The following is a 17,219-nucleotide window of genomic DNA, read 5'->3' on the forward strand; positions in this document are numbered from 1 at the left end:
AAACTTGGGAATGAAAATGCGATCGTTTTCTCGCGGTACCTCGAATCTCAGAAGCTGCCGCGGGATGAGAAAGATTTGCGACGAGCAATTCGCCGCATAATGGAACGAGAGCCCGATATCCGGCTAGGCAACTTGCTGAACGTGTCGGGATGCAAACGAGCGTCTTTTATTGGAAACTTCCTGATGTAGTTGAGCAAATACGAGCGGGTCGGCTGGAGCGGATGGCGCGTGATCGCTGGAGAGCACATCTAAGTTTCGGGCGGAAGTTGCGTGCTGCCAAACGCCAGCTAGACGAAGCGGGGTGCCAATTTACCACTGTAAGCGTCTTTCGGTTTGTGAGCGTTGTGGAAATTTAAAGCATTTTTTTGAAAAAATTGCGTTAAAGCGGAAGCTGGAATTTGTTTCCAGCTTCCGCTTAATTCGTCAGGCCCGCACACAGCGAAATCCCGCATAAACGAATTGATAATGTGGCTGGAACCAGTTGCGAAATTCCGGCCGCAACATGCATTGCGCGGTGCGCGCCGAGCCGCCCTTCAGCACGTAATGCTGGCCGTCGAAAAAGTTGGCCGAATAACCCGGATAGAACGGAAATGCCTCGAAGCCTGGCAGTGCTTCGAATAGCGTCGAGGTCCATTCCCAGCCATTGCCGAACTGGCCTTGCACGCCGAACGCGCTGATGTTGTCCGGGTGCGCGTCCACGGGCTGCGGGTCCCAGTGGCGGAAATCGAAATTACCCGCGCTCGCGTGCGGCGCGCCCTGCGCCGCGCGCTGCCATTGCGCTTCGGTCGGCAACGCCTTGCCGGCCCAGCGCGCGTACGCGCTTGCCTCGGCGTGGCTCACGTAGACCGGCCAGTCGAGCGGCAGCGGCACTTCGGCGAACATCGTGCGCAGGGTCCACTGACTGGAGCCGTCCGGAGCCAGGCGTTGCGACCAGCCGGCCGGATGCGCGATGCGCTCCGCTTCCTTCCACGCCCAATCTTTCGGCGACCACCACTTCTGCTCGCGATAACCGCCCGCGTCGATAAAGTCGACGAACGCGCCGTTCGTCACCATATAGCGATCGATGTCGAACGCGGGTACCTCCACGCGCATTTCGCCGAACTCGTTGTCCCAACCGAAGCGGCCGGCTTCGCGGGGCATGCCGAGTACGCACGAGCCGGCGGGCACGCTGACCATCGACGCCAACGCGTCGCGCCGCCCCCCCTGCGTGTTCACGGGTTCACGCAACGCGGTGTCCTTCAGTTCGAGCGGCAACTGATGAAGCATGTACGCAAGCGTTTCCGCATGCATCAAGCGATGTTCGATCGCGACGTTCAGCAATTGCGCGGCCGCCTCGTTTCGCGTCGGATCGCCGAGTCCGGCGAGCGCGGCATCGATCTGCCGGCGTGCGCGCGTCGCATATTCGCGCACCGCTTCGAGCGACGGCCAGTCGGCGGGTTGATCGGTCGGAAAACCGCCGTCGACCGGATCGATGCCGAATGCGAAGAGCTGGTCGAGTTGCGCCGAGAAGGCCGGCAGATCGAATAGGCGCTGGTCGAAAAGATTGCGATCGAACGCTTCAAGATGGCCGATATAGAACACGATCCGGTGACGCTCGCGGATCGGCCTTTCATACAGATAGTCGGGTTTGACGATCGCAAACAGGGCGTCGGTGACTTGACGCGCATCGATCAGGCGCTGCACGAGCGGGTGATGTGGGGCGGGGTCGCGATTCATTTCGCCGGGTCTCCTTGTGGGGGACGGTCTGAAGACTGTACCCGCTCGCAGGGGCCATGCCAAGGCGAAATGAGCGCCGCGCGTGAGCCCGGTGGAACCGGCGGACCAGCCGATCCAATGAGATGGAGGACTGCATGGGCCGCGCGAGGCGGCGCGTCCCGCTCAACCAGGGCAGTTCAGATCTGCTGCAGCCGCGCCAGATCGACAATATGGACGAGCTTGCCCTGGGTGTCGATCAGCCCGCTCTTTTGAAATTTTGACAGCGCGCGGCTGACCGTTTCGAGCGTCATGCCGAGGTAGCTGCCCATCTCCTCGCGGGTCATGCGCAGGTTGAATTCCGACACCGAGTAGCCGCGCTGCGCATTACGCTGCGACACGTCGAGCAGGAACGCGGCGACGCGCTCTTCGGCGGACAACGAGCCGAGCACCATCATCTGCGCGGCCTCGCTGACGATATGGGCGGCGAGCAGCTTGTGCATGCGGTCCTGCATCGGCCCGCTTTCGCGACACAGCGACCTCAACGCCCGATACGGGACGATGCAGACGGTGCTGTCCTCGAGCGCGACCGCGCTGCATGCATACGTGCCGGTACTGATGCCGTCGAGACCGAGCGCTTCGCCCGCGAGGCGCAGTCCGGTCACCTGCTCGCGGCCGGCGCGGTGCAGCATCACCGTTTTCAGCGAGCCGGAGCGCACTGCGTAGATGTTGTCGAAGCGGTCGCCGGTGCGATACAGCGTTTGGCCGCGCTCGAGGCAGCGCGCGCTGCAGATCAGTGTTTCGAGTTGCGATAGTTCGGACGCCGACAGGCCCTGCGGCATGCACAACTGACGCATCGAGCAACTCGAGCAACGGGCTTCGGTACGGGTGGGCGGGCGCGGTGTTGGGACGGCGGGCTCGGCGCGAGCGCTACGCGCCGGCTTGACGGTGGGGCGCTTGGTGCTCCGGGTGGAGCGGGTTGAACGGGGCCGGCGGGTCGGGGTTGGGGTCAACATGGTCTGCGCGCGAATCGTAGTAGGGGTGGATTTTCCCACCCGCTATGACGCGCCTTTGGTGGCAAAGTGACGCGTCTGTCTGCTCGGTGGTCCTGAGCGGCGAAGCGTGCTCTGGCGGGAGGGGCGGGAGCCACTGGATGGTGCGGCGGCGCGCCTCGATCGGTGGAGCGGCTCGATCGAGGCGGGGCGATGCGTGGCGCGCCGCCCCGTGTATAGAAAAATCAGGCGCGGTCTTTGTCTGCGCCCGCAGCGGAAGGGATCAGCAGCACCGGCAGGGTGGCCTGGCGCACACACCGTTCGGCGACGCTGCCGAGGATCAGCCGCTGGAAGCCGCGCCGGCCGTGGGTGCCCATGACGAGCAGGTCGGCGTTGAATTCGGCCGCGGCCTTCAGCACGACTTCGGATACATCCCCGAGCGACGACGCTTCGGCCACCGCCGGGTCGCCTTGCACGCCGCGCTCGGCCATCGCTTTCGAGAATTCGGCGCGCAGTTCCTGGCCTTCCTCGACCAGCCGGGTGCGCAGAATGGACGGGTCGTAACCGGGGGCCTCAAAGTACATCGGAGTATTTTCCACGACGTAGAAGGGCCTCAGTACCGCGCCGTTGGTTTCGGCGAGGTCGAGCGCTGCTTCGAACGCCCGGCGTGAGGTGTTGCTGCCGTCGACCGCTACAAGAATGCGTTTGTACATATCGGCTCCGCGTGTGAAAAATGCGACTGCCGCGCTGTTCGCACGGCAGGGTTAATTGGTCTTTTATACCAGCGAACTTTAGAGAGTTGCCGAAAAAGATGCACTCGACCTAGACATAGATCAAGCTTTTGCTAAATATATCCGCGTTTAAACATACGGAAAATCGGCGGTGCGCGGGCGCTCGCGCCCGATACAGCGCGCATAAGTTTGCTGAAGCGGCCCGATGCTTGACCGTACAATCAGGCCATTCCCGACCCGCTGCCCAGTCCGCAGATGAACGATCGCAAAACCAAGGGCTTGCCCGACCAGATCTACAGCGACATTCTCAGCCGCATTCTCGAAGGCGAATACAAGGAAGGCGAGCGCCTGCCGACCGAGCATGCGCTGGCCGAGCGTTTCGCGACCTCGCGGCCGACCGTGCGCGAAGCGCTGGCGCGGCTGCGCGCCGACGGCATCATCACCACGCGGCACGGTTCGGGGACCACTGTCGCGCGGCGGCCCGATCCGGACGTGCGCCGCTTCGCGCCGCTGGAAACCCTGTCCGATATTCGCCGCTGCTATGAATTCCGCATCGTGACGGAGGCGGGCGCGGCCGCGCAGGCGGCACTGAAGGCCGATGCCGACGATATCGCCGCGATCCAGCACGCGTGGGAGGAGCTCGAGCGCATCATCGAGACGCAGGGGATCGGCGCGAAAGACGACTTTATGTTCCATCTGGCGGTCGCGCGCGCGTCGAAGAATCCGTTTTTCATTACGGTGATGTCGTTTATCGAAGAGCAGATCATGTTCAGCATGAATCTGTCGCGCAATCTGTCGCTGGTGAAGACGGTCGAACGGCAGCGGCTGGTGCAGGCCGAGCACATGGCGGTGCTCGACGCGATCCGCCGCAAGGATGCGGCGGGGGCGGGGGAGGCGATGCGCGCGCATCTCGAAAATGCGCTGGAGCGGATGTTCGGCTCCTGAGTCTGCGCGCGCCCGGCCGGGTTATCGCTACCGCGAGCCCGGGCGCGATCTATCCGGGCTACCGCGGATAGCGGCGGGCAGAGCGGCTTTGCGGTTGCGGCAACAGGCCGTATCCAAACCCGTTCGGACCGCGGTTACGCGGCTGCGGCGACTGGGCCGAACAGTGCGGTCAGGGTTTTTTCACTCACCGCGACGTCGAGCGCCACCGCGCGTTCGACGCCGATGCTCATCGGTTCGCCCAGCCGGCTGATGTCGAGGCCGGCGCGGCGCAGCATCCGCTCGATCGGCGTGGTGGTGACCGTCACGTAGTGAGTGATGCCCATGCGCTGCGCGAAGCGCATGACCTCCTGAATCGCGCGGATTGTCATATCCGTGAAACCAAACGACTGTTCCTCTCCACCGGTTTCGATTGCCCATCGGCTCAATTCCCAGATATGACGTCCGCACGGCGCCGCGGCGCCATGCAGCAGCTGCGGGAAGGTATCTTTCAGCATGTTGGGGCCTTCCGTCGGCATCAGTCGCCAACAGCCCCGTAAGCGCTGCTGTTCGTCCTGAATCAGCATGTAGTGCGGGCCGAGTGCGTCGTAGCCGTCGATCTCCATCCCCGCGATGGTCGGGATCTCCCACCCAAGCCGCCCGTGAAACACCCGCGCCCGTAGGCGGTACATCTCGTTGATCAGCTCGTTGTCGAATTCCTGCCGCATTCCAATACGGATCGTTGTTTGCATGACGTTCTCCTGAACGTGTTGGGGTTGCCAGTACGCAGGAAAACGTATGCACTTTGAATCTTTGTGCCACCTACCTACCTGGATAGGTGTGGATGCTTATCGCGTAAAGGAGAATTCGGACACGTATCGCCAATAACCTACAGGGCTCGAAAATGGAACTTCTTGACAATCACTGGCAACCGCAGACCCATCTCCCGACCGCGTCCCGCGGAGGTTTCCTCGGCAGTGGACCGCGTTCTGATCATTGCCTACCGCAAGAAGAAAAAGGAGAGCCAGCGCCGTTTCTGGGCCCGTTTCGGCGTCACCCAGTCGCGCGGCAGCCGTTTCGAGTCGGGCGCGGAGATTCCGGCACCGGTGTCGATCCTGCTGGGTCTGTATTTCATGAAGACGGTGTCGGACGCGGATCTGGGCCGCGCCGAACGGGTGATGTACAGCCGCGACGCCGCCGCGCTGCTTAACCCGGGTCAATAAGACCCAACTGGGCCGCGATCACTGCGGCCGCACGCCGCGAATTCACGCCGAATTTCGTCCTGATGTTTTTCATATGGAAGTTCACCACGGCTTCCGAACAGTTCAGGATGTGGGAGATCTCCCAGGTGGATTTGCCGCGTGCGGTCCACATCAGACATTCGCGCTCGCGCGGCGTGAGCTTCGGCAGCAGGCTCTGAGCGTGCGTATTCAGATGGCGCTGGCTGGTATCGATCACCAGGTCGCGCAATAGCACCAGGTTCGGCAACGCGGCGTTCACATCGCGCCGGAATTTGTCTGACGGCGTGCTGTCGTTGACAAAGCACATCATGCCGGCTTCCTGATTCGGTCCGTGAATCGGCAGCGAGATCCCCGAGCGCAGGCCGTACCCGCGCGCTTCCTCGTACAGCGACTGTTGCGCGGGGGTGGAGAAAATCTCCGGCGTCCAGATCAGCGGTGCGGAACGCGACAGACAATGCGCGACCGTCGGGTCGAAATGGACCATCCCCTGCTCGTCATAGGTCTGGCGCCATGCCGGCGAATAAGTGCTGCGCAGGTAGGCGTCTTCCAGCCGCATGGTGGGACGCGGCAGCATCGCGACCAGAATCCTGTCGAAGCCCCACGTCTCGGCGAGGCCCGCGATCGCGCCGAACCATTCCGCTTCGTCGGCGGCGTCCAGTAGCGGTGCCATCTGCTCGATAAAATGTAGCGACAATTTTTTGACTCTCTCAGACTCGCAAACAGCCCATTTGCGTTATCGACGGGCAGCTGTGCTGTCCGCCTGTTTTATCCGCGTAATTTATCACTAAAAATTAAAAATCAGCGCGCTGGCTTCCCTCGCGGGGGACGGCTGGACTTGCCGGATCGCGAACGTTACGCCTGGCGACGTCAAATTTAAGCTAATACGGGATGCGTCAGCGCTTAAAAACCGCTCATTTAATCGCGACAGGCGATTTTAATCTGTCTGGTTGACAACAGTATTGCTAGCTGCATTTTCAGTTAATCGTATTCATCCGATTATCTGGTAACGCGGTTAATGTCTACCGACGGTTGCAGATCCCCGGAAATGCCGAGGCGGCCGCGGCGCGGGTAGACGGCCGACAGCCCATATTGTCTTATAGAAGAATAATTTACGACTGGAACGGCTGCTGGCCGATGCGACGAGCCCCGTCACGCGAGTGATTCCGGCGATCGGCCCCCACTACGGCAAGATGCTCGACCAGGCGCGCATCCTCGCGCAGACCCGCTACCGGACCGCGATGGTGCTGCCGCTCGGCGGCTTCACGACGGTCGTGCTGCACGACGCCGTCGCGGTCGCGGGTCTCGCCGACACCGGACCGCTGTTGCCGCTGCTCAGTTCGACGCCGGCCGAGCATCATGCGAAGATCGCGCAGGCCGCGCAAACGCTGCTCGCCCTCGAGCGCGAGTTCGCACAAGCTCATCCCAACCACTCCGACACTCAGCCATCCGCATGATCGACAACAGCCGACGCTATCCCGATCCCTCCATCCGCGTGTTCGATCCGCGCTTCAAGTCGCTGATTCTGGCGTCGGCCTCCGTCGAATGTCTGTATCAGGGCGCGCGCTGGTCGGAGGGGCCGGTGTGGTTCGGCGACGGCCGTTACCTGCTGTGGAGCGATATCCCGAACGACCGCATCCTGCGCTGGGACGAAACGACCGGCGCGGTCAGCACGTTCCGGCAATCGTCGAACAATGCGAATGGCCATACGCGCGATCGCGAAGGGCGCCTCGTCAGTTGCGAACACCTGACACGCCGCGTGACCCGCACCGAATACGACGGCTCGATCACCGTGCTCGCCGATCGCTACCAGGGCAAGCGCTTCAACTCGCCGAACGACGTGATCGTCAAATCGGACGGCTCGATCTGGTTCACCGATCCGAGCTTCGGCATCGACGGCTTTTACGAAGGCGAGCAGCAGCAGTCGGAACTGAGCGCATGCGTGTATCGGATCGACGGGCAGTCGGGCGAGGTGTCGATGGTCGCCGACGACGTGCTCGGCCCGAACGGTCTGGCGTTTTCGCCGGACGAAGCGTTGCTGTACGTGGTCGAATCGCGCGGCGAGCCGACCCGCAAGATTCGCGTGTTCGACGTGAATGGCGACGGCAAGGGCCAACGCGCGACGCTGTCGAACAGTCGCGTGCTGATCGACGCGGGCCCGGGCACGCCGGACGGTTTTCGCGTCGACGTGCACGGCAATCTGTGGTGCGGCTGGGGCATGGGCACCGACGAACTCGACGGCGTGCGCGTATTCAATGCGCAGGGCGAGGCGCTCGGGCATATCGCGTTGCCGGAGCGTTGCGCGAACGTGTGCTTCGGCGGCCGGCATCGCAACCGGCTGTTCATGGCCGCGAGTCATGGGCTGTACTCGCTCTATGTGAACACCCAGGGCGTGCGCGGCGGCTAAGAGGGATAACTAGTCGTCCGCTTGCCTGACAACGTTTGTTGTCAGCGTTTCCGATGCTCGGGTTTGTCCTGGACGCCGCGGACAAACCATTGAGCCGCAAGGATTTCTAGCCGAATCAGTCATGTTCGCGCACCCCCGCCGACCACGACTATTTGCTTGACATCGGCTGTTGCGCTTCGCTATGTTGCGTTGGTAGAAAGACACGCCCGCAGTGCTCTGACCGGCGGGCCTCCATACCAAGAAGCGAGGAGACGCAATGACTGTTTCGCACAGGTTGTCGCTCAAGCTGGTATCCGTCGTATGTCTCGCGGCGAGCGCCGCCTTCACCCCCGCCGCGCACGCGGCCGACCCGGTCACGATCAACATCGTCGACGTGGCCGGCGATCTGCAACTCACGCAAAAAGGCTTCGAGGCGTTCAAAGCCAAATATCCGAACCTGGTCGGCAACATCACCTACACGAACGCGCCGGCACCGCAGTTGCCGGGCAAGATCAAGGCGATGCAGGCGGCCGGCCGCTCCGATATCGATCTCGTGCTGACCGGCACCGACGCGCTCGCCGCGGGCATCGAACAGAGTCTGTGGCTGAAGCTCTTGCCCGACAACGCGGCGCAGTTTCCCGGCGTGCTCGATAAATATGCGCCGGGTCCGCGCAAGATGCAGGAGCTTGCCCAGGGCTACGGGCTCGAGGTCGCGTATATGCCGGCCGGTCCGCTGCTCGAGTACAACCCGGCCAAGGTCAGCGATCCGCCGAAGACACCCGAGCAACTGCTGCAGTGGTGCAAGGCGCATCCCGACAAGCTGATCTATGCGCGCCCGGCCAATTCCGGCCCGGGCCGCACGTTCCTGATGGGCCTGCCGTACATCCTCGGCGACAAGGACCCGCAGGATCCCGTGCACGGCTGGGACAAGACGTGGGCGTTTCTCAAGCAGCTGAACGATTGCATTCCTTACTATCCGGGCGGGACCTCGGCGGTGATGAAGGAACTCGGCGAAGGCACCCGCGATATGACGGTGACGGTGACCGGCTGGGACATCAACCCGCGCGCGCTCGGCATCGTGCCGGCGGAATTTCGCGTGCAGCCATTCGACAACATGACGTGGGTCAACGACGCGCACTACATGGTGATTCCGAAGGGCGTGCCGAAGGAAAAGCTCGACGTGCTCTACAAGATGATGAATTTCATGCTGGAGCCCGCGCAACAGGCGCTGACCTACGACGACGGCTACTTCTATCCGGGCCCGGCGATCAAGGGTGTGACCGTCGAGCAGGCGCCCGCGCATAGCCAGGAAGTACTAACGAAGTTCGGCCGGCCGGAGTACGCGAAGATGCTGACCGACCGTCCGCACGCTTTGCCGCTGAATGCGGCGGCGATGGTCGCGGCCTTCAGGAAGTGGGATAGCGACGTGGGCGCGCAGAAGACGAAGTAGGGCGGCCCGGCGAGAACCGTACCCGTACCCCGCGCGAGGCCCCCGTCACTCGCGCAGCACCGGCCTTAGCGCTCGCGCCAAGCGGATCAGGAAACCGCCATGAAGCATCACTTCGAGCAGTTGCGACTCGACTCGGTGAGCCGCAGTTTCACCAACGCCCAAGGCCACGCGATCGCGGCGCTGCAAGGGCTCGACCTGACGATCCGGCGCGGCGAGTTCATCGCGCTGCTCGGGCCGTCGGGCTGCGGCAAGTCGACCGCGCTGAACTGTATCGCCGGCTTGCAGCCTTTGAGCGGCGGCGGCATCTGGCTCGACGAACGGCGCATCGACGTATTGCCGCCGGAAAAGCGCGGCTTCGGCATGGTGTTTCAGAACTACGCGCTGTTCCCGCATATGAGCGTGCTCGAGAACGTCGGCTTCGGACTGAAGATGCGCGGCGTCGGCAGCAGCGAGATCGCGCGCCGCGCGCGCGAAGCGCTGCAGCTCGTGCAACTGGTCGGCCACGAGCACAAGCTGCCGGGACAACTGTCCGGCGGCCAGCAGCAGCGGGTGGCGATCGCGCGCGCGATCGTGATCGAGCCGCCGCTGATCCTGATGGACGAACCGCTGTCGAATCTCGACACCAAGCTGCGCATCGAAATGCGCGCGGAAATTCGCCGCATTCATACCCGGCTCGAACGCGCGACGCTGTACGTGACGCACGATCAGGACGAAGCGCTGTCGATGGCCGATCGCATCGTCGTGATGAAAGAGGGCGTCGTGCAGCAGGTCGCGACGCCGAAAGAGGTCTATACGCGGCCGCGCAATCTGCACGTGGCGCGCTTCATGGGTTATCGCAACGTCGCCGAGTTCACGCTGGAAGGGATGCAAGGGGACCACGTGGTGGCCGGCGCGAACGGCGTGCGACTCGCCGGCACGCCGATGGCCGCGTTCAACGGCAATCGCGTAAGCGTCGCGCTGCGTCCCGAGGACATGGAGCTTGCCGCGCCCGGCGCGGACAACGCGTTCGACGCGCTGATCGACGCGGTCGAATACGGCGGCCACGATTCCCTGCTGCGCGCGAAGACCGCGTTCGGCGACGTATGGGCGCGCGTGAGCGGCGAATTCGCGCAAGGCGAACGCATCGCGTTGCGGGTGCGGCCGGCGCGCGTGCTGGTCTACGACGCCGAGGCCGCATGAACGCGCCAACCACCCCCGCCACGCCAACCCCGCCGACGCTGTCGCCGCCGTTGCTGGCGCGTACGCCGCGTGACGCGAAAGCGTGGCTCGTCACCCCCGCGCTGCTGTTCATCGTCGCGCTGTTCATCTATCCGTTCGCGTATGGACTCGCGCTGTCGTTCCGCCCGATGAACGGCGGCAGCATCTGGGCCAACTATCTGACGTTCTTCACGGACACGTCGATGTGGCCGACCATCATCGTCACGCTGAAGCTGGCGGTGCCCGCTACGCTGATCAACGTCGGCGTGTCGGTGCCGGTCGCGTTCGCGCTGCGCCGCTACTCGCGCTATCAGAAGATCGTGACGACGCTGCTGGTAATTCCGGTCACGCTCGGCACCGTGCTGATCGCCGACGGCATGCTGACCTACTTCGGCCCGCACGGCTGGTTGCCGCAGGCATTGCAGGCGCTGCATCTGTACACACGCGAAGTGCGGCTCACGCATAACTTCACCGGCGTGCTGCTGTCGCTGATCGTGTCGGGTTTTCCGTTCGCGTTTCTGCTGACGCTGTCGTACGTGACCGGCATCGACCCGACGCTCGCGAGCGCCGCGGCGACACTCGGCGCGAGTCCGTGGCAGCAGTTCCGGCGCATCTATTTCCCGCTGCTGGTGCCGGGACTGACGATGGCCGCGTGCCTGTCGTTCGTGCAGGCGTTCTCGGTGTTTCCGTCGGCGGTGCTGCTCGGCGCGCCGGCCGGCCCGACCAGGGTGATGTCGATTGCCGCCGCCGAAGCCGCGTTCGAGAGCTACGACTACTCGCTCGCCTCCGCGATCGCGATGGTGATGGGCTTCGTGCAACTGCTGGTGGTCGCCGCGCTGCTCGGCGCGCGCCGCTGGTTCTATCGCGGACCCACGAGCGGAGGCAAAGGCTGATGACGACCGATCGCCGCGCGCCGGCGCCCGCCGAACTGAACGCGTCCGCGTTGGCGTCCCGGCAACGACCGGGCGACGGCGCCGGCGAACCCGCGCAACAGGCCCGTCAGCGCGCGAGCGTCGCCGGCCGCCTGTGGCAGACGCTGGTATGGGCGCTGATGGTGTTCTTTCTGCTCAACGTGGTGCTGCTGATCGCCACCGTCGCAGTCAATTCGATCGCGACGCGCTGGTTCGGCACCGCGTTGCCGCAGGGCTTCACGCTGCACTGGTATGCGCAGGCATGGCGTGATTTTCAGCTCGCGAGCGTGCTGTGGGTGACCGTGCAGGTGGTCGGCGCGGTCGTGCTGCTGTCGGTGCTGCTCGGCGTGCCGGCCGCGTATGCGCTCGCGCGCGTGCAGTTTCCCGGCAAGCGTCTGGCGATGCTGATCTTCCTGTTGCCGTTGATGGTGCCGCCCGTCACCTACGGCATTCCGATGGCGACCGTGATGTACAAGATCGGCCTCGCCGGCACGCTGTGGGGCGTGATCCTCGCGAACCTCGTGCCGGCCTTGCCGTTCGTGATCCTCGTGATGACGCCGTTCATCGAGCAGATCGATCCGAACCTCGAAGCGGCCGCGCGCATCTTCGGCGCGAACACGTTCCGCTATTTCCGCTACGTGCTGTTGCCGCTGCTGGTACCGGGTATGCTGGCCGCCGGGCTGCTGGTGCTGGTACGAACGATCGGCATGTTCGAGCTTACGTTTTTCACCGCCGGACCGGCGACGCAGACGCTGGTGGTCGCGCTGTACTACGCTGTATTCTCGACCGGCGTGCGCGCGCCGCAGTCGATCGACGCGATGGCGATGATCTATATGGCGATCACGCTGATCTGGGTGCTGATCGCGCTGCAATTCGTGAGCCCGACGCAGATCGTGTCGCGCGTCAAGGAACAGAGGCGCTGACCGATGCGCGGCGCCAATCGTGGAGTAGACGTTGACGAACAGAAAGACCCCCGAGCAGTTGCGCAGTCATCGCTGGTACGGCGCGAACGATCTGCGCTCGTTCGGCCATCGCTCGCGCACCGCGCAGATGGGCTACGACCGCGAAGAATATGCGGGCAAGCCGGTCATCGCGATCCTCAATACATGGAGCGAAATCAATCCGTGCCACACGCATTTCCGTCAGCGCGTCGAAGAGGTCAAGCGCGGCATCTGGCAGGCCGGCGGCTTTCCCGACGAGCTGCCGGTGCAGACGCTGTCCGAGCCGTTCCAGAAGCCCACCACGATGCTGTATCGCAACTTCCTCGCGATGGAAGCGGAGGAGACGCTGCGCTCGTATCCGGCCGACGGCGTGGTGCTGATGGGCGGTTGCGACAAGACCACGCCCGCATTGCTGATGGGCGCGATCTCGATGGATCTGCCGGCGATCTTTCTGCCCGCCGGCCCGATGCTGCGCGGCAACTGGAACGGCGTGACGCTCGGCTCCGGCTCCGACTCGTGGCGCTACTGGGCCGAGCTGCGCGCCGGCACGTTGAGCGCGGATGACTGGCAGGGCGTCGAGGGCGGCATCGCGCGCTCGCCGGGCCACTGCATGACGATGGGCACCGCGTCGACGATGACCAGCGCGGCCGAAGCGCTCGGCTTCACGCTGCCCGGCTTCGCGTCGATTCCGGCGGTCGATTCGCGGCATGCGCAGATGGCCGCGAAAACCGGCCGGCGCATCGTCGAGATGGTGTGGGAGGATCTGAAGCCGTCGGATCTGATCACCGCCGCATCGGTCGATAACGCGGTGACGACCTGCGTCGCGTTGTCCGGCTCGACCAATTCGGTCGTGCATATGATCGCGCTCGCGCGCCGCGCGGGCATCGATCTGACGCTCGATCGCTTCGACGAGATCGCGCGCCGCACGCCGGTGCTCGCGAATATCCGCCCGACCGGCACCTATCTGATGGAAGATTTTTTCTATGCGGGCGGATTGCGTGCGCTGCTCGCGGAGCTGGGCGAATCGATCGACGGTTCGCAGAAGACGGTGAACGGCCGCACGCTCGGCGAGAATCTGGCCGGCGCGCAAATCTTCAACGACGACGTGATCCGCCGCCGCGACAAGCCGCTGCTCGCCGACAGCAGCCTCGCGGTGCTGCGCGGCAATCTCGCGCCCGGCGGCGCGGTCATCAAACCGGGCGCGGCCGAGCCGCATCTGCTCGTGCATACCGGCCGCGCGGTCGTCTTCAGCGATTACAACGACATGGCCGCGCGGATCGACGACGACTCGCTGGATATCGACGAAACCTGCGTGCTGGTGCTGCAAAATGCGGGGCCGGTCGGCGCGGGGATGCCCGAGTGGGGCCAGTTGCCGATTCCGCGCAGGCTGCTGCAAAAAGGCGTGCGCGACATGGTGCGCATCTCCGATGCGCGGATGAGCGGCACCAGTTATGGCGCGTGCGTGCTGCACGTGGCGCCCGAGTCGTTCGTCGGCGGGCCGCTCGCGCTGGTGCAAAGCGGCGATCTGATCGAACTCGACGTGCCGCGGCGCAGGCTGAACCTGCTGATATCGGACGACGAACTCGCGCGCCGCAAGGCCGCGTGGAACAGACCGGCGGCGCGCTTCGAGCGCGGCTACGGCGCGCTGCATCAGGCGCATGTGATGCAGGCCGATCAGGGTTGCGACTTCGATTTCCTGCAACGCGGCGGGGTCGCCGCTGCCACCGCCGCCCCCGCTGCTGCGGCGGCCGTGGCGAACCCGCGTTCCACCGGCGAGCCGGAGATTCACTAACACCGGCTCAGACCGCGTCGAATTCGCAAATATCGAACCCGCAAAGCACGCACCGGAATCAGGCGGCGCGTGCTCCATTATTTACTGGTCAAACGGAATACCAGCGGTAATTGAAACGCGCGGCGAGCGGCGCGTTATCCGCTCACGTTTATTTCAGCCGCTGTATTTCGATCACGCGTGCGGGGCGCAAATGATTGAGCGCGTAATGAATGCGGCCGCGGTCCTGGCGCTGGCCGACCGGACGCGGGTCGTAGTACTGATGATCGGCCGAATAAGCGCCCAGCGGTTCGACCATGCCCTTGTCGATTACCGCATAGCCCGGTTCGAGCGCGAGCAGTAGATGATTGCCGCCGATCCGGCTGTCGAAGCCGGCCATGCCATCGAGTGCTTCGGGCACGCTGTTGTCGAGCGTCGCATTGCTGGTGGTGATCTCGTCCGGCGAAATCGGGCTGTGGCCCGCGATACGCGCGGCTTCGTGGTTCTTGCCGTCGGTGTCGACCGTGCTGTCGTGCGTGCGGTCGTTGTGCATGTCCGTGCTGTTCGGATCCTTCGCGTCCGGTTTGGTGCCGGCGTTTTCCGGCTTCGTGATCGCGCTGTTCATCGTGCATTCTCCAGAAGAAGACATCGTTGAAAGACCCAGCAAAAGCCGTTCCGAGTTTTCATCGCGGCGCGCTGCGCCGCATGTGCGCGACGCCTGCCGCGCGCTTCATCGCGCCACGCATTTGTCGGTTGATGAAGGGGCGATGACGTTCGCGATTCTTTTCGATTTTTTTAATGAACGCGTATTTTCTACAGAGTATGATCTTACTCCGGCGAGCGCTGCGCGGTTAATTCGACGACATGCGGTTGAGGTTATGTCGGAACCGGAAATAATGAACAAATCACAGGGCCGCGCGACCGAAAACATGTTACGGGGCTTCAGGGGCGGGTGACTCATGCACTTCGATGCTGCATTTACACATCGCGGCTATCTGTTGAATTGCGAACCGGCGCGCGCGGGCGACGGTTCCTGGCAACCGTATGTGGTGATCTCGCGTTCGAGCGACGGCGAACTGGTGGCCAACCGGTTCTTTCCCACCGATTTGCGTTTCTCCGACGAAGCGGCGGCGATCGCCCATGCGCGCGACTGGGCGGTGCGCTGGATCGATATGAGCAGCCTGACTATCTGACTTCCGCCAGACCGGCCGCGCGAAGCGCTCGCCGGTGGCACGCTGAAGCACGTGTCGCGGCACACTGCGCGCAGCCGGTCAGGCGCGCCGCTGTCCCTGTCTCGCGCCGATGCCATCGTCTCGTCGAACTGTGCCATCGCGCACCCCGTCCGTTAAAACGCGGTAATCTCTGCGCAATAACCACTTTGAACCGTGCTTGCCGCGCGGCGCCTTCCCCATGCCCAATGTGCCCTCCCAGAACTGGGGTCTTGAACAGATCGTCGCCGACCTGCGCGCGTCGCGTGAAGAGTTGCATCGCACGCGCCACCCGCTCGGTATTCGCGAGTTGCCGTCGCGCGAGGCGGTGATCAATATCGTCGCCGGTCTGCGCGCCGCGATGTTTCCGACCCACTACGGCGCGCCCGACCTGACCGACGAAACCGTCGATTACTACGTCGGCCATACGCTCGAAAGCACGTTACGTCTGCTGGCCGAACAGATTCGCCGCGCGCTGCGCTTTCTGCCCGAGTTCGGCACCACGCCGGAGACCGAGCTGCGCGAGCGCGCGTTCGCGGTCGCGCGCGAATTCGCGACGCAACTGCCGGGCATTCGCGCGCTGCTCGTCAGCGACATTCAGGCGGCGTTCACCGGCGACCCGGCCGCGCAGCACATCACCGAAATCCTGCTGTGCTATCCGGGCGTGGGCGCGATGACCCATCACCGGATCGCGCATGCGCTGCATCGTCTCGGCGTGCCGCTGCTCGCGCGCTTTATCAACGAGATCGCGCACTCGGCCACCGGGATCGACATCCATCCGGGCGCGACGATCGGGCCGAGCTTTTTTATCGACCACGGCACCGGCGTCGTGATCGGCGAGACCGCGATCATCGGCGAGCGGGTGCGGGTGTATCAGGCGGTGACGCTGGGCGCGAAGAGTTTCGCGGCCGACGAGGACGGTACGCTGATCAAGGGCAATGCGCGCCATCCGATCGTCGAGGACGACGTGGTGATCTACGCGGGCGCGACGATTCTCGGCCGCGTGACGATCGGGCGCGGCTCGGTGATCGGCGGCAATGTGTGGCTCACGCATAGCGTGCCGCCGGGCAGCAGCGTGTCGCAAGGCAAGGTCCGCGAAGGCGAGCGCGATCACGCGGGCCGGCATTGACAGCTGGCTCAAGCCGGCAGCGAAGATTCAATTACAAGGGGCTGCCCGGACTCGCATTCCGGGCACGCGTCAGCCAGCGCACAAATGCCGTAACCACGGCAAGCCATAGGCGTCGTGCAGCCACACGTGCTGGCCGATAAACCACGCGGCCGCCCACGACGCCGCGACGACGATCAGATCGCAGTTCCCGCTATTCCACAGGTTCAACGAGTGGCGCCCGGCGATCCACGGCACGCCGAGCGGATTCGGCCAGTCCGCGAACAGATGCATGAGTCCGCCACATGCGAAGCCGAACGCCGGCGCTGCATAGATCGAATGGCCGAGCAGGTGGTACGACAGCGCGAGCAACGCGAGCCAGCCGATACCCCAATGCGTCAAAGTGCGATGCGTGATCCACAGGCGCCGCGCGCGCGACCACCATGCGACCTCGAGCCAGTCCGGCGCGGTGGCGCCGGCCATGCCGGCGATAAAACTGAGCAGCACGCCCGCCTGAAACGGACCGCCGCCGTGGCGCGCGACGATTGCGGCAGCGATGACGCCGGCCGCGAAGCCGGTCGCTTGATGGGCTTTGCTTGATGCCATTGAAGCTTGCGGCACGAGCGCCGCCCGAAAATCAGAGGGCGGCTATGTTCGCAGATGCGCGCATAAAAAAATA

Annotated in this window: 17 protein-coding genes and 2 pseudogenes; 12 read left to right on the top strand and 7 right to left on the bottom strand. The window is 64.0% G+C overall.

Annotation, left to right across the window (positions count from 1 at the left end):
• Nucleotides 1-423 precede the first annotated feature (423 nt).
• The 3 genes from LJ656_RS10005 to LJ656_RS10015 form a co-directional block, all read right to left on the bottom strand.
• A complete protein-coding gene (locus LJ656_RS10005) occupies nt 424-1,716 on the bottom strand; it encodes an SUMF1/EgtB/PvdO family nonheme iron enzyme (protein WP_230509184.1) in 1,293 nt (430 codons plus the stop codon).
• 176 nt (nt 1,717-1,892) lie between these two features.
• Nucleotides 1,893-2,549: a helix-turn-helix domain-containing protein gene (locus LJ656_RS10010; RefSeq protein ID WP_230509186.1), complete on the bottom strand. Its 657-nt coding sequence runs from the start codon at nt 2,547-2,549 to the stop codon at nt 1,893-1,895.
• A gap of 380 nt (nt 2,550-2,929) precedes the next feature.
• Nucleotides 2,930-3,397, bottom strand: coding sequence for a universal stress protein (locus LJ656_RS10015; protein WP_230509187.1), 468 nt, complete (start codon nt 3,395-3,397; stop codon nt 2,930-2,932).
• Nucleotides 3,398-3,670: 273 nt separating this feature from the next.
• Here LJ656_RS10015 and LJ656_RS10020 point away from each other — a divergent pair, with 273 nt between their 5' ends.
• Entirely contained in the window at nt 3,671-4,360 is a 690-nt protein-coding gene (locus LJ656_RS10020) for a FadR/GntR family transcriptional regulator (protein ID WP_075297175.1), read from the top strand.
• Between the two features lie 134 nt (nt 4,361-4,494).
• Here the strand turns inward: LJ656_RS10020 and LJ656_RS10025 are convergent, their stop codons facing one another.
• Complete coding sequence (locus LJ656_RS10025; RefSeq protein ID WP_230509190.1) at nt 4,495-5,088, bottom strand: acyl-homoserine-lactone synthase; 594 nt, start codon at nt 5,086-5,088, stop codon at nt 4,495-4,497.
• 152 nt (nt 5,089-5,240) lie between these two features.
• Here LJ656_RS10025 and LJ656_RS10030 point away from each other — a divergent pair.
• A pseudogene (locus LJ656_RS10030) lies at nt 5,241-5,559 on the top strand (helix-turn-helix domain-containing protein).
• On the opposite strand, the gene LJ656_RS10035 reads toward LJ656_RS10030, so the two are convergent.
• On the bottom strand, nt 5,543-6,247 hold the full coding sequence (locus tag LJ656_RS10035) for a helix-turn-helix transcriptional regulator (protein WP_230509192.1): 705 nt from the start codon (nt 6,245-6,247) through the stop codon (nt 5,543-5,545). The pseudogene LJ656_RS10030 and the gene LJ656_RS10035 sit on opposite strands and share 17 nt — an antisense overlap.
• Before the next feature lie 454 nt (nt 6,248-6,701).
• Between LJ656_RS10035 and LJ656_RS10040 the strand changes: the two are divergent.
• The 7 genes and pseudogenes from LJ656_RS10040 to araD all read left to right on the top strand — a co-directional run.
• Nucleotides 6,702-7,031, top strand: a pseudogene (locus LJ656_RS10040) (dihydrodipicolinate synthase family protein); the annotation flags it as partial.
• Nucleotides 7,028-7,981: an SMP-30/gluconolactonase/LRE family protein gene (locus tag LJ656_RS10045; RefSeq protein ID WP_230509193.1), complete on the top strand. Its 954-nt coding sequence runs from the start codon at nt 7,028-7,030 to the stop codon at nt 7,979-7,981. The pseudogene LJ656_RS10040 and the gene LJ656_RS10045, both read left to right, overlap by 4 nt.
• Nucleotides 7,982-8,237: 256 nt before the next feature.
• A complete protein-coding gene (locus LJ656_RS10050; RefSeq protein WP_230509194.1) occupies nt 8,238-9,410 on the top strand; it encodes an extracellular solute-binding protein in 1,173 nt (390 codons plus the stop codon).
• A gap of 99 nt (nt 9,411-9,509) precedes the next feature.
• Complete coding sequence (locus LJ656_RS10055; protein ID WP_230509195.1) at nt 9,510-10,589, top strand: ABC transporter ATP-binding protein; 1,080 nt, start codon at nt 9,510-9,512, stop codon at nt 10,587-10,589.
• Nucleotides 10,586-11,500 carry an ABC transporter permease gene (locus tag LJ656_RS10060; protein ID WP_230509196.1) on the top strand — a complete coding sequence of 305 codons (915 nt, stop codon included), beginning with the start codon at nt 10,586-10,588 and terminating at the stop codon, nt 11,498-11,500. Before LJ656_RS10055 ends, LJ656_RS10060 begins: the two co-directional genes overlap by 4 nt.
• Nucleotides 11,500-12,441, top strand: coding sequence for an ABC transporter permease (locus LJ656_RS10065; RefSeq protein ID WP_230509199.1), 942 nt, complete (start codon nt 11,500-11,502; stop codon nt 12,439-12,441). Before LJ656_RS10060 ends, LJ656_RS10065 begins: the two co-directional genes overlap by 1 nt.
• Nucleotides 12,442-12,472: 31 nt before the next feature.
• Nucleotides 12,473-14,251, top strand: a complete 1,779-nt coding sequence (gene araD, locus LJ656_RS10070; RefSeq protein WP_230509201.1) for an L-arabinonate dehydratase — start codon at nt 12,473-12,475, stop codon at nt 14,249-14,251.
• Nucleotides 14,252-14,399: 148 nt separating this feature from the next.
• Here the strand turns inward: araD and LJ656_RS10075 are convergent, their stop codons facing one another.
• Nucleotides 14,400-14,852, bottom strand: coding sequence for a DUF3005 domain-containing protein (locus LJ656_RS10075; RefSeq protein WP_230509203.1), 453 nt, complete (start codon nt 14,850-14,852; stop codon nt 14,400-14,402).
• Between LJ656_RS10075 and LJ656_RS10080 the strand changes: the two genes are divergently transcribed.
• From LJ656_RS10080 to epsC, 3 genes are all read left to right on the top strand, one after another.
• Entirely contained in the window at nt 14,836-15,183 is a 348-nt protein-coding gene (locus LJ656_RS10080; RefSeq protein ID WP_230509205.1) for a hypothetical protein, read from the top strand. The genes LJ656_RS10075 and LJ656_RS10080 overlap by 17 nt on opposite strands.
• Nucleotides 15,184-15,186: 3 nt before the next feature.
• The gene (locus tag LJ656_RS10085; protein WP_169500824.1) at nt 15,187-15,420 is read left to right on the top strand and encodes a hypothetical protein; all 234 of its coding nucleotides are present in this window, start codon (nt 15,187-15,189) and stop codon (nt 15,418-15,420) included.
• 217 nt (nt 15,421-15,637) lie between these two features.
• The gene (gene epsC, locus LJ656_RS10090; RefSeq protein WP_230509206.1) at nt 15,638-16,564 is read left to right on the top strand and encodes a serine O-acetyltransferase EpsC; all 927 of its coding nucleotides are present in this window, start codon (nt 15,638-15,640) and stop codon (nt 16,562-16,564) included.
• A gap of 69 nt (nt 16,565-16,633) precedes the next feature.
• Here epsC and LJ656_RS10095 read toward each other — a convergent pair whose 3' ends face one another.
• Nucleotides 16,634-17,146, bottom strand: coding sequence for a metal-dependent hydrolase (locus tag LJ656_RS10095; RefSeq protein ID WP_230509207.1), 513 nt, complete (start codon nt 17,144-17,146; stop codon nt 16,634-16,636).
• Nucleotides 17,147-17,219: the final 73 nt, after the last annotated feature.

The organism is Paraburkholderia sejongensis (genome assembly GCF_020880815.1).
GTDB classification, from domain to species: domain Bacteria; phylum Pseudomonadota; class Gammaproteobacteria; order Burkholderiales; family Burkholderiaceae; genus Paraburkholderia; species Paraburkholderia sejongensis.